The 12,797-nt window shown below is 63.6% G+C and carries 11 protein-coding genes; 9 read left to right on the forward strand and 2 right to left on the reverse strand.

Going from position 1 to position 12,797, the window contains the following annotated elements:
• Nucleotides 1–209 precede the first annotated feature (209 nt).
• From R2N11_RS24110 to fdhD, 4 genes are read left to right on the forward strand one after another with little or no spacing between them, the layout of a single operon-like run.
• Nucleotides 210–1,865: an OFA family MFS transporter gene (locus R2N11_RS24110; protein ID WP_316682660.1), complete on the forward strand. Its 1,656-nt coding sequence runs from the start codon at nucleotides 210–212 to the stop codon at nucleotides 1,863–1,865.
• Nucleotides 1,866–1,892: 27 nt separating this feature from the next.
• Nucleotides 1,893–4,232: an FdhF/YdeP family oxidoreductase gene (locus tag R2N11_RS24115; protein WP_316682661.1), complete on the forward strand. Its 2,340-nt coding sequence runs from the start codon at nucleotides 1,893–1,895 to the stop codon at nucleotides 4,230–4,232.
• On the forward strand, nucleotides 4,232–4,477 hold the full coding sequence (locus tag R2N11_RS24120) for a MarR family transcriptional regulator (RefSeq protein WP_199029810.1): 246 nt from the start codon (nucleotides 4,232–4,234) through the stop codon (nucleotides 4,475–4,477). Before R2N11_RS24115 ends, R2N11_RS24120 begins: the two co-directional genes overlap by 1 nt.
• A complete protein-coding gene (gene fdhD / locus R2N11_RS24125; protein WP_316682662.1) occupies nucleotides 4,474–5,289 on the forward strand; it encodes a formate dehydrogenase accessory sulfurtransferase FdhD in 816 nt (271 codons plus the stop codon). The genes R2N11_RS24120 and fdhD overlap by 4 nt, the downstream gene beginning before the upstream one ends.
• Nucleotides 5,290–5,330: 41 nt before the next feature.
• Here the strand turns inward: fdhD and R2N11_RS24130 are convergent, their stop codons facing one another.
• Nucleotides 5,331–6,401 carry a LacI family DNA-binding transcriptional regulator gene (locus R2N11_RS24130; protein ID WP_316682663.1) on the reverse strand — a complete coding sequence of 357 codons (1,071 nt, stop codon included), beginning with the start codon at nucleotides 6,399–6,401 and terminating at the stop codon, nucleotides 5,331–5,333.
• 243 nt (nucleotides 6,402–6,644) lie between these two features.
• Between R2N11_RS24130 and R2N11_RS24135 the strand changes: the two genes are divergently transcribed.
• From R2N11_RS24135 to R2N11_RS24150, 4 genes are read left to right on the forward strand one after another with little or no spacing between them, the layout of a single operon-like run.
• Nucleotides 6,645–8,015 carry a uracil-xanthine permease family protein gene (locus tag R2N11_RS24135; RefSeq protein ID WP_316682664.1) on the forward strand — a complete coding sequence of 457 codons (1,371 nt, stop codon included), beginning with the start codon at nucleotides 6,645–6,647 and terminating at the stop codon, nucleotides 8,013–8,015.
• Nucleotides 8,016–8,048: 33 nt separating this feature from the next.
• Nucleotides 8,049–9,506, forward strand: coding sequence for an amidohydrolase family protein (locus tag R2N11_RS24140; RefSeq protein WP_316682665.1), 1,458 nt, complete (start codon nucleotides 8,049–8,051; stop codon nucleotides 9,504–9,506).
• Nucleotides 9,507–9,536: 30 nt separating this feature from the next.
• Nucleotides 9,537–10,253, forward strand: coding sequence for a TSUP family transporter (locus R2N11_RS24145; protein ID WP_199029818.1), 717 nt, complete (start codon nucleotides 9,537–9,539; stop codon nucleotides 10,251–10,253).
• A gap of 44 nt (nucleotides 10,254–10,297) precedes the next feature.
• Nucleotides 10,298–11,386, forward strand: a complete 1,089-nt coding sequence (locus R2N11_RS24150; protein WP_316682666.1) for a porin — start codon at nucleotides 10,298–10,300, stop codon at nucleotides 11,384–11,386.
• Between the two features lie 132 nt (nucleotides 11,387–11,518).
• Here R2N11_RS24150 and R2N11_RS24155 read toward each other — a convergent pair whose 3' ends face one another.
• Entirely contained in the window at nucleotides 11,519–11,935 is a 417-nt protein-coding gene (locus R2N11_RS24155; protein WP_199029821.1) for a 4-oxalocrotonate tautomerase, read from the reverse strand.
• 311 nt (nucleotides 11,936–12,246) lie between these two features.
• Between R2N11_RS24155 and R2N11_RS24160 the strand changes: the two genes are divergently transcribed.
• Complete coding sequence (locus R2N11_RS24160; protein WP_233176853.1) at nucleotides 12,247–12,795, forward strand: TetR/AcrR family transcriptional regulator; 549 nt, start codon at nucleotides 12,247–12,249, stop codon at nucleotides 12,793–12,795.
• The last annotated feature ends 2 nt before the right edge of the window (nucleotides 12,796–12,797 follow it).

Consider the following 12,797-nt stretch of genomic DNA (forward strand, 5'->3'; position numbering starts at 1 on the left):
AAATAAATTAGATAGGCTGTGTGTTGCGTAATCCGCAATACAACGGATTTCTACAACTATTGATCTAGACCAAGGCTCATCACTATCTTCGCGGGCAACGTCGGCGCAGTCCCTCTGCGGCTGGCGGGCACCTACCAGCCATGACTGGTGCGGCCAACTCACTTCATACCGTAGCAACCAGGCACATCAACGCATCCGGGGGGATTTCGATGTCCGAAGCAGTACTGCATCCGTTTTTTTCACGCGAGCGGACCATCGCCGCAGTGGGGTTCAACCGCTGGCTGGTTCCGCCTGCCGCCTTGGCCATCCATCTGTGCATCGGCATGGCGTATGGTTTCTCCGTTTTCTGGCTGCCGCTCGGGCGCGCGCTGGGCATTGCCAAGCCGCAAACCTGCGGCGCCGATGTCTCGCTAATCACTGAACTGTTCACCACCACCTGTGACTGGCGCATCTCCAGCCTGGGCTGGATGTTCACGCTGTTCTTCGTCTTCCTCGGTCTGTCTGCTGCGCTGTGGGGCGGCTGGCTGGAACGCGTCGGCCCCCGCAAGGCCGGTGTCGTGTCGGCGGTGTGCTGGTGCGGCGGCCTGCTGATCTCTGCACTCGGCATCCAGATGCACCAGCTTTGGCTGCTGTGGGTCGGCTCCGGTGTGATCGGCGGCATTGGCCTGGGGCTGGGCTACATCTCGCCCGTATCAACGCTGATCAAATGGTTTCCGGACAAGCGCGGCATGGCGACCGGCATGGCCATCATGGGCTTTGGCGGCGGCGCGATGATCGGTGCGCCGCTGGCTGACCGCCTGATGAAGCTGTTTGCCACGCCGGATTCCGTGGGCGTCGCGCAAACGTTTATCGTGCTGGCCGGCATCTACTTCGTATTCATGATGGCGGGTGCACTGGGCTACCGCGTGCCGCCCACTGGCTGGAAGCCCGCCGGCTGGACGCCCTCGCCCGCCAAGGCGAAGGACACCATGGTCACGCAGCGCCATGTGCACGTGGACGAGGCACTGAAGACGCCGCAATTCTGGCTGATCTGGGCCGTGCTGTGCCTGAACGTGTCGGCCGGCATTGGCGTACTGGGCATGGCTTCGCCGCTGCTGCAGGAAGTGTTTGGCGGCAAGCTGCTGGGCGTAACCACGGCCTTCACTGAGCTGACCGCGGCACAGAAGGGCCAGATCGCCGCCATCGCTGCCGGCTTCACGGGCCTGCTGAGCCTGTTCAACATCGGCGGCCGTTTCTTCTGGGCGTCGCTTTCGGACCGCTTGGGCCGCAAGATGACCTACGCGATCTTCTTCGTGTTGGGCTTCGTGCTGTACGCGTCGATTCCATGGACTTCGCACACCGGCAACATCGCGCTGTTCGCGCTGGCCTTCTGCGTGATTCTGTCGATGTACGGCGGCGGCTTTGCCACCGTGCCGGCCTACCTGGCCGACATGTTCGGCACGCAAATGGTGGGGGCCATCCACGGCCGGCTGCTGACCGCGTGGTCGACTGCCGGCATCCTGGGGCCGGTGCTGGTGAACTACCTGCGTGAATACCAGATCGCCCACGGCGTGGAACGCGCTGCCGTGTACGACATCACGATGATGATCCTGGCCGGCCTGCTGGTGCTGGGCTTTATCTGCAACCTGCTGGTGCGCCCGGTGAACGCGAAGCACTTCATGACCGACGCGCAGCTCGACGCGCAACGTCACGCAGTTGCGGCCAAGAGCCTGACGCCGTCGGTGGTTGCGCCAGAAACGTCACTGGAATGGAAGGCCCATCCGGGTTCGGCCGTGGCTGTGGTGCTGGCCTGGGCAGCCGTTGGCCTGCCGTTGGGCTGGGGGGTTTGGATTACACTCCAAAAAGCTGCTGTTCTGTTCTCTTAACGCCTGAAATCAAGCCACCGCGCCGTCATGAAGCATCAGAAGATCGAGTTTTACCGTCATCCGGCCGGTGGCTGGGGCGCGCTCAAGAGCGTTGCGCATCAACTGCTGTCGCAGGGCATCGCGGCCAAGGGTGCCAAGACGATGCTGTCGGCCAACCAGCCCGACGGCTTCGACTGCCCCGGCTGTGCATGGCCCGATCGTGACCACGCCTCCACCTTCGAGTTTTGCGAGAACGGCGTGAAGGCCGTGGCCGCCGAAGCCACGTCACGCCGCACCACGCCCGAGTTCTTCGCACAGCACACCGTGCAAGAACTGGCCGGGTGGTCCGACTACGCCCTCGAAGACCAGGGGCGCCTGACGCACCCGATGGTTTATGACGCCGCCAGCGACAAATACGTCCCGATCGAATGGGATGCCGCCTTCGCGTTGATCGCACAGCACCTGCGTGCGTTGCCCGATCCGAACCAGGCGATCTTCTACACCTCTGGCCGCACCAGCAATGAGGCGGCCTTCCTCTATCAGCTGTTTGTGCGTGCATACGGCACGAACAATTTCCCCGACTGTTCCAACATGTGCCACGAGCCTTCCGGCACGGGCATGCGGGGCAGCATCGGCGTCGGCAAGGGCACGGTCACGCTCGACGACTTCACCAAAGCCGACGCCATCTTCATCTTCGGCCAGAACCCGGGGACGAACCACCCGCGCATGCTGGGTGAGTTGCGTGAGGCGTCGAAGCGCGGCGCGAAGATCGTGTCATTCAACCCGCTGCGCGAGCGCGGGCTGGAGCGCTTTGCCGATCCTCAAAGCAAGATCGAGATGCTGACACTGGGCTCCACGCGCATCAGCACCGAGTACCACCAGGTCCGCATCGGCGGCGACCTGGCAACGGTCAAGGGCATCATCAAACATGTGATCGAGCGCGACGACGTGGCCCGCAGCCGCAGCGAGCCTGCCATCATCGACCACGCGTTCATCGCCCAGCACACCGGTGGCTTCGACGCCCTTGCCGCCGATGTCCGTGCCGAGTCGTGGGCGACCATCGAGGCCGAATCCGGCCTGCCCGAAGCCGAGATCCGCCAGGCTGGCGATACGTACATCAAGGCCGGTAGCGTCATCGCCTGCTGGGGCATGGGGATCACGCAGCACAAGCATTCCGTGGCGACGATCCAGATGATCGTCAACCTGCTGCTCCTGCGCGGCAACATCGGCCGCCCGGGCGCCGGCCCTTGCCCAGTGCGCGGCCACAGCAACGTGCAGGGCGACCGGACGATGGGCATTTATGAGAAGCCCGCCCCCGCGTTCCTGGATCGGCTCGAGCAAGTCTTTGGCATCCGGGTGCCGCGTGAGCACGGCTACGACACTGTTGGGGCCATCGAAGCGATGCGCAACGGCGCGGGGCGCGTGTTCTTCGCCATGGGCGGTAATTTTGCGGCCGCCACGCCGGACACCGCCGCTACGTGGGCCGGCCTGCGCCAATGCGACCTGACCGTGCACGTGACCACCAAGCTCAACCGCAGCCACATCGTGCATGGCAAGGCCGCGCTGATCCTGCCCTGCCTGGGCCGGACTGAAGTCGACCAGCAGGCAGGCGGCACGCAAGGCGTGACGGTGGAAGATTCGATGAGCATGGTGCACATGTCGGCGGGCATCAATCCGCCGGCATCACCGCATCTGTTGTCGGAGCCCGCCATCGTGGCACGGCTGGCCGAAGCGACGTTGACCGAGAGCACCATCCCCTGGCGCTGGCTGGTGGAAGACTACGACCGCATCCGCGAACGCATTGAAGCCGTGTTCGACGACTTTGCTGGTTTTAACGAGAAGATCCGCGTGCCGGGTGGCTTCCGTCTGCGTAACACCGCATCGGAGCGTGTCTGGAATACACCGTCGGGCAAGGCGGAATTCCACACGCACGGCATTCCGACCGACACGCCCGTCCACCGGGCCCGCGAGCGCCATACCGATGCCACCGTCTTCACGCTGGCCACGGTGCGCTCCCACGACCAGTACAACACGACCATTTACGGCATGGACGACCGCTACCGTGGCGTGTTCGGGCAGCGCCGCGTGGTCTTCATCAACGCCGAAGACCTGCGTGCCATCCGCATGAAGGATGGTGAGTGGGTCGACATGATCACGCTGTCCGAAGACGGCACCACGCGCCGCGCCGATGGCTTCCGCCTGGTGGCGTATGACATCCCGCGCGGGTGCCTTGCGGCGTACTACCCGGAGACCAACCCACTGGTGCCGCTGTCTGCCGTGGCCGATCAGGCACGTACGCCGACCTCCAAGTCGATTCCGGTGATGCTGGTGCCGAGCCAAGTGGAACACACCGCCGACGCGCAGGCTGCGGCTCCAACCGAAGCCTGATGACGCACGAACCGGCGTGGTCCGCGCTGCAGCTTGCACTGCTGGCGGCTCTGCACGAGACCGAACCCGGCAAACCTGTGTCGTTGCCCTGGCTGACCAAACGCGTGGGGGAACGCGCCAGTACCGTGCTGCGCGCGTTGCATCCGCTGGCCGATGCAGGCCTGTTGCGTGTCACCATGGATGACACACGCTGGCTGGTCGTATTGCTCGATGCCGGCCGCGCTGTAACGAGTACCACCGCATGACCGCCCTCACCCGTCACCCTGCAGGCCTGCCCGTCGTCTCAACTCCAGCAACGCGCCGCACACGTGCTGGCGCGCACGAAGACGCCACCACCGCCGTCGCCGATGAGACACCGGTGGCGCTCGTCTTCAACGGCATCACGCACGCCGTGATGATGGCCTCGCCCTCCGATCTGGAAGACTTTGCGCTCGGCTTTGCACTGTCCGAGGGCATCATCGACAGCCGTGCCGACTGGCGTGGTGCCGATGTCGAAACGCACGCGCACGGCATCGAGATCCACACCGAAATCGCCACGCACTGCTTCGTCCGCTTGAAGGCGCGACGCCGCGCACTGGCTGGCCCAACTGGCTGCGGACTGTGCGGCATCGAGAGCCTGCAGACCTTTGAAGCTGCGCCGACACCTCTCGTACAGCCGACCTGGATGGCATCACTTGCTGATGCACAGGTGCTGGACGCCATGCAGGCAATGACTGCACATCAACCCGCCAACGCGCTCACTGGCGGTCTGCATGCAGCCGGCTGGGTGCCTGCGGATAGCGATGCACCGCTGCATGTGCTGGAAGACGTTGGCCGCCACAACGCGCTGGACAAGCTGATCGGTCGGCTGGCCCGGCTCGGCATCCACCCGGCAGACGGTTTTATCGTCATGACGAGTCGCGCGAGCTTCGAGTTGGCACGCAAATGCGTGCAGATGAAGGTGCCGCTGCTGGCGACGATCTCCGCACCGTCGTCACTCGCGATCCAACACGCCAAGGCGGGCAACCTGATGCTACTGGCGTTCTGCCGGGGCGACAGCGCAACGCGGTTTGCCTGAGCAGCGCACGCGTCTACAACACGGCCCAGCCTGCCTCAGATCTAGATCATCTGGGGCTCAACGCCAGCCGAAGACTCACGCACGACCAGATTCGGCAGGGGCGGCGCGATGGAGCGGCGGGCGTCTGCGTTCCCGCCAAGGTGATCAAACAACAGACCAACGGCCTGCGAGGCCATGTCATCCAGATGCAGATCCACTGCCGTCAACGGCGGGCGGCAACTTCTCGCCCGAATCCCGTCATAGCGCGTCACCACCCTGACGTTGTCCGGCACACGGAGCCCGTGGCCGTTGATGGCCTGCACCGCCCCCACCGCAAAGGCATCGACCAGTGCGCACAACCCATCGATGCTGGGGTGCTCGCGCAGCAGCGTGGCACAGGCATCCCGCCCCGCCGCCTCCCCGCCCGACTCATCCGCAACAGCAATGACCGGCTCCATGCCGTGCTCCGCACAGAACTTCTGGTAGCTCGCCCGGGATTCGATGTACGAATTGCGCTCCTGCGCGCCGATCAGGAGTGCGATGCGCTGGCTGCCTTCGTCCTTCAAGTGCTGCAGCAACATCTCGGTTGTTGCTGAGGAATGAATGTCCACGTAAGGCACCGCATCATTGCCGGGTTGCCGCCCCAGACACACCACCGGCAGGCCGCGCTCCAGCAGATGCGCGACGTTCGCATCGTCTGCCGTGGGCTCAAGCACGATTGCGCCGTCGATGTCGAGCTGCTCAAGCGGCAATCGGCTGCCCATCACGGGCGGCACCAGGACAAGTGCGAGGCCGCGTGTCAGTGCGCTGGCTGCAGCAACCGCAGCCACTTCCATCAGAAACCCAAGGCGCGACGCACCGCCCGCAACCTCGTACGGCATCGAAGAGATCAATGCGATCGAGCGGGCCTCCCCCGTGCGCAGACGTTGCGCCCGGATGCTTGGGCGGTAACCCAAGGCGCGTGCAGTCTCTTTGACACGCTCGCGCGTGTGCACGTCGACATAGCCTTTGTCATTCAGCGCGTGTGACACCGTCGTGGGCGACACCCCTGCCGCGCGGGCGACATCGGCAATCGTTGGCCGTCGCTTTGGCGACGCTGGAGTCTGCATGCTGCCGTCGGTGGATGTCCCCATGTCTTTCTCGTTTGAATAACGTGCGCCGAGCACATCTATCGAGATGAAAAATCGATAGATTTTCGGACTTGACAACCCGATTCTAGCGCAGCATTCTACGTTAACAAATCGATTTGGGGCCTTGCCCATTTTTTTCGCCCCAACCCCAAATCGATTTGGGAAACAAAACCATCGCATCCGGATACCGGAGCATCCCGACGCCAGGGCAACCCGCCCCAGCCGGGAAATCGGAGACAAACCACCATGACGAACACCCAGCCGGCCGACCCCGTTGACGAGCGGTTGCCACTGCGCAAACTGATTCTGTTTGGACTACAGCACGTGATGGTGGTGGCGGCATCGCCAATCACTGCCGTGTTTCTGGTCGCCAAGGCGCTCGGGCTTCCGTCAGGGCTGACGGTGGACCTCATCAGTGCCACCTTCTTCGCCTGCGGGTTGGGCAGCCTGCTGCAGTCGTTCGGCCCGCTCGGGTTCGGGGCGCGCCTGCCATTCATCATGGTGCCCGGCGGGGCACCTCTCGTGTTGTTCGTGCTCATCGCCCAGCAGACCGACCTGCAGACCGCCACCGGCGCGGTCATCCTGGCAGGGCTGTTCTACTTTCTGCTGCTCCCGGTCTTCGCACGCTGCCTGAAGTTCTTTCCGCGCATTGTCATTGGTGCGATGCTGATTCTGGTGGCGATCAACCTGGTCAACATCTACGGCGGCGTCATCGTCGGCCGTCCGGGCACACCTGAGTTTGCCAACCCGCTCTGGATTGGTCTGGCACTTGCCACAGTCGCCTTCACGATCCTTTTCGCCCGGCTGTTCAAAGGCATGTTCGGACAGTTGGCGGTTCTGCTAGGCATGCTGGCCGGCGCCGCCCTGTCGGCCCTGCTCGGGCTGATGAACTTCACCGGTGTCTTGTCCGGCCCCCTGATCACGCTGCCCACGCCGCTGCCGTTCGGCATGCCGCATTTCGACGTGCTTGCCGCACTGCCGCTGCTGATCTTCAGCGTGATCTCGATGGCGGAAGCGACCGGGCAGACCGTCGCCATTGCCGAGGTCGTGGGCAAGGAAATCGACCCACGCGTGACGGTGCCGATGACCATCCGTGCAGACGCGCTGATGTCCGCACTGGGCGGACTGTTCGGCACGTCGATGATCATCACCAGCAGCGAGAACATCGGCATCGTCCAGGCGACCGGCGTGCGGTCCCGTTTCGTGACGGCAACCGCAGGCGTCATCCTGATCGTCATCGCGCTGCTGGCGCCGCTGGGCCGACTGGCCAATGCGATTCCCGCCGCCGTCGTGGGCGGGACAGCGCTGGTCGTGTTCTCGATCATCGGGGTGATGGGCATCAACCTGCTGCGCCAGGTCGATCTGCGCGCCCGCTCCAGCATGTACACCCTCGCCGCCGCGCTGACGATGGGGCTGCTCCCGATCGTCGTGCCCGGCATCTACAGCCGGTTTCCCGCAACGCTGCAGATCGTGCTCAACAACGGGCTCGCCATGGGCGCGTTGACGGCGGTGATCGTCAACATCGTCTTCGAGCACCTGCACTGGCGCCCACGGGATACCGCGAACCCAGCCATGCATCTTGAAACAGCAGTGAGCGACAAGCACCCCTGCCACTAACACTGACAACCGCCCCTTGACCAGGAACAACCCATGGCCTCTCTCGCCACGCCTCTCTCCACACCTGCCAGCCTGTCGCACACCGATCTGCGCGCCGATGAACTGCTGCTGTTGCCCGAGTACCTGTTGCTGGACAAGGCGCCAGTAACAGGCCACGGCGCAGTCGTTGCGGGTGGAAAGTTTCTCGACATCGACCGTGCCGACGCCCTGATCGCGCGCTACCCGCACCTCGCGCCGATCCGCCTGCCGGGCAAGCTGATCATGCCGGGCTTCATCGACACCCACCATCACCTCACACAGTCATTCGGCAAGGCACTTGCGTTTGGAGAGCCATCGGAGATCTTCCGTCGGATCTGGGTACCGCTGGAAAACTGCCTTGATGAGAACCTGTTGTACATGTCGGCAAAGCTTGCCGCATTGGAGTCGCTGCGCGGTGGCTTCACCACGGTCTGCGATGCGGGCACGCGTGCCGATGGCGATGCCACGACCATTGCAGCGGCAACGCAGGAAGTCGGTATCCGCTGTGTGCTCGGGTTGATCTGCAACGATATGGCCGACGACGTTGATGCACGCGAACGGGCCGCTATCCTTGCGCGCGCACAGCAGCACCTGGCGCGCTGGGAGAACCACCCGCTCGTGCATCCATCTCTGGCCATTTCGGTGCCGGAAGCGGGCTCCGACGGAATGCTGCAGGCCGCCGCGGCACTATGCGCCGACGCCGGCACGATCTTCCAGACCCATGCGAACGAGCACCTCGCATCGGTCGAGCGGTCAATCGTCCAACGCAAGATGCGCCCGATCGAGCATCTTCACTACGCTGGTGCGCTCGGCCCTCAGACGCTGATCGCCCATGCAACGCTCGTCACCCCCACCGAGCTGAACCTGCTGCGCGATACCGGTGCTGCGGTCAGCTACAACCCCGTCGCCAGCTCATGGAAGGGCAATGCCGTGGCGCCTGCCATGCAGATGGCGGCGCTTGGCATTCGGGTTGGGCTGGGCACCGACGGCACGCGCGGCGACGCCTTCCGGCTGCTCGACGCGGCGGAATCTGCCCAGCGCTTTGCCTTCGGCCTCAGCACCGGCGATTCGGCCTGCGGTGACGGCGACCTGTGGCTGAACCTTGCCCTGCGCGGTGGCGCCAACGTGCTGCGCCTGGGTGCCCTCGCCGGCGAGATTGCGCTGGGCAAAGCTGCGGACTTTCTACTGGTCGACATCGACGTGCCAGAAATGCGGCCGTCGTGGAATCTCAACTGGGAACTCGTCCGACTCGCCAATCGCAGCCAGATCGATGCCGTCTTCGTCGCCGGGAAGCTACGCCTTTGGCAAGGCTGGCCATTGGACTGGGATGCCCGGGCCTTCCTGAAGGAGGTGGACAAAGCCGCCGCCGAGGTGGTGGCGCGCGCTCCGATCCAGCGGGTTCACGCCCCCTCGTGGTCCAACGCTCGCGTGCGGCAAACCACGCAACCCACCAATGCCACCACCGACCGGTGAGGGCCACTCAATCCAGAAGCGAGACATCTTGTGAGTTTGACCATCTTTATCCTCCTGGCCGCTACGGTCGCCATCGGTGCCTTTGTTCAGGGTGCAGTCGGTGTGGGGTTCGCACTCATTGCCGCTCCGGTCATCGGGCTCGTAGAGCCCGGTCTGCTGCCGGTGTCGCTGCTGATCCTGATGCTGCCGTTGAATGCCTATCTGGCGTGGCGTGAGCGACCCGCGCTGGATTCAAACGGTGCCATCTGGATCACGGCTGGGCGCATTGCCGGCGCAGTGGGCGGCGTGTGGATCCTGTCGCGCATCTCGACACACGATCTCAATCTGTTCATTGGCGCATCGACCGTTGCTGCCGCGGCCGCCACCCTGTGCGCACCGGCGTTTGCGCCGGGCCGCAACGCGTTCATGGCCGCCGGCGCTGTGACTGGCATTACCGAGACAGCAACCGGCATCGGTGGCCCAGCACTGGCCATGGTCTTCCAGCACTACCAGGCGCCGGCACTGCGGTCGACCATCGCCCTCTGCTTCGCCATCGGTGAGGCAGTGTCACTCGGGATGCTCAGCGTCACGGGGCAGATCACGCCCGACAAGTTTGTCTCGGCGCTGCAACTCGTCCCGGCGGTCATCGTAGGGGCGTTCATCAGCCAGCACATCCACCACCACTTCAACGGCAAGGTTCTGCGCATCAGCGTGATGGGGTTCGCCATCGTGTCGGGCGCCGCCATCCTGTATCAGACATTGGCGTGAGCTACGGCTCAGCCGCACATACCAAATAGAACGGAGGAGACCATATGAAAAAGGGCCTGGCTTATATCGCCTTCCCACTATTGGCGGCTGCCGGCAGCGCACATGCGCAGAGCAGCGTGACGCTCTACGGCAGCCTGGATGCCGGTATCGGCTATGTCAGCAACCTGCATGGCAGTTCATCCTTCTTCGCCCAGCAAGGCACGTATCAGGCAGACCGCTGGGGCCTGATGGGCGTCGAAGATCTGGGTAGCGGGCTGAAATCCGTGTTCAAGCTCGAGTCCGGGTTCTCAACCATCACGGGCGCGATGTCCAGCGCAGGAACACTGTTCAACCGCCAAGCCTATGTCGGGCTGTCTGACAACCGCGTCGGCACCATCACACTCGGCCGCCAGACTGATTTCCACTTCGAGATGCTCGGGCCCCTCTCCACCGCCCAGGCGCTGGGCGATTTTTCCGCGTTCCACCCCGGCAACATCGACGGCCTGGGCAACACCCTGCCAGTGCAACTCTCGAATACGGTCAAGTTCCGCAGCCAGACGTTCGCTGGCATCACCCTGGGTGCCATGTATGGCTTCACCAACACGGCCAGCAGCACCGCAGGGCACAGTATCAGTTTGGGTGCCACCTATGCGAATGGCCCGCTCAATCTTGCTGCGGCTTACTCGGAATACCACGACCGCACACTGAACCTCGCGAGTGGCCTTGGCCTGACCAGCTTTCAGGGCGTCAACCTGGCAGGTGGTGCGCCGTTCGTGGCAGGCCACGTCAAGAACGCCGGCATTGGGGGCAGCTACCAACTGGGCGCCTTCAAGCTGCATGGGATCGTCACCCAGGTGCGTATCGAGCGCAATGGACAAACGGACAGCTACCGAAGCGTCGATGCCGGCGTCAATTTCCAACTGACGCCGGCATACCAGATCGATGCGGGCGCATGGACCACAACCCTCGCAGGACAACGGTGGACGCAACTGACGCTGGCCAACGTCTACGAGCTATCGAAGACCACGCAGCTGTATGCGGACCTGATGGTTGGGCAGGCGTCCCGGGGCGCCGTAGCGACGACGTTGGGCATCGGCGCGTCGTCCTCAAATCGGCAGACCGTCGTGCTGACCGGCATTCATCACCTGTTCTGAGATTGCCCGCAAGGCATGCAAGCGTATTCCAGTGCGGCCTCCCTCCTGGCAGCGCACTGTTGAGCCCTCCTGCGCGAGGGCTGTTTTTTAGGGGGATGCACTTGGCACCCCTCCGCACCGAACACCGCTGACTTAGCCCTGTGCCACCGCAGCACCAAGCTCCGCATTGGTCACGGCCTGACCGTTCAGACTCCAGGCCCCGTCCACCGCATGCACCACATTCACAAAGATGGACTCCCGCGGCTGCCGCCCCGCCGACAACTCCTCAATGATGTTGGTGGCATCGGCAAAAAAGCCTTGCTGGACTTCGCGATTGGCGAACGCGATACCGGGCACCTTCCATTCCACCCACGCCCCGGCAAACGGTTTGCCGGCCGAGAACGTGGATGTCTTCGGCAGCACGTGGACGGTTGCCGTCACGTTGGGAGTCATGACGGTGTTGCCCAGCAACCCGTGCCATTTCAACATGGCCTCGGTGAGTCGGGAGACAGCAGTACTTTCACTGCCCGGGGGCAGCACGCCTTCAGTCAAGGTGAGCGTCAACGGCATGAGGAACTCCATCTGGTTGATGTTGCGATCGTTACATAACGAACGCAATACAATCTAGAAACCAAAACTCATGGCGTCAAGGAATAGATAGCGATCGCATTCTCACTGCGCGACCAAACGATGAGAGCCCCACCACCTACTCATTAGAGTACACACTGCTTAAGCTCCACAGCGCCAGCTTGGTGTATACCGATCGCAATCTATACTATCGAAATGGCGCGAATGATTGCCAAGCATAGAATAGCGATCGTTCTATAACCCGACACACCATGAGATACCCGGAAGGACACAAAGAGGAAGCCCGCGCCCGCATGGTTGCCGCCGCCGGCCGGGGGTTTCGCAAGCATGGCTTTGGCGGCATCGGCGTCGACGGGCTGGCCAAGGAAGCCAAGGTCACGTCAGGGGCGCTGTATGGCCATTTCCCATCAAAGAACGCGGCTTTCAAGGAAGCCGCGATCGCCGGCCTGGAAGAGCTGCGTAGCGGAGTGCTTGCATTACGCGCGCAACACGGCACGGACTGGCTTGAACCGTTTGTCGACTTCTATCTGGGCTTCAAGCGCGTGTGCGAACTCGGCGAAAGCTGTGGTCTGCAAAGCCTGACGCCAGAAGTCTGCCGGGCGGATGAGGACATACGCGCCGCCTATGAACTGCACCTGCAAGGGGTTGTGCATGCGGTGGCTGACGGACTGCCGGGCGGCACCCCGGCCGATCGCCACCAGCGCGCCTGGAGCCTGCTCTCCCTGCTGCCGGGCGCTGTAACCATGGCGCGCGCCACTTCGAGCGAAGCCGTCTCTGAGGAAATCGCGCGCGCGGTGCGTGCAGCAGCGCTGCTGGTGGCGCGCACGCCAGGCACGGCCTGATA

Origin of the sequence: Ralstonia flaminis, from assembly GCF_958415495.1 — a bacterium.
Classification (GTDB): Bacteria; Pseudomonadota; Gammaproteobacteria; order Burkholderiales; family Burkholderiaceae; genus Ralstonia; species Ralstonia flaminis.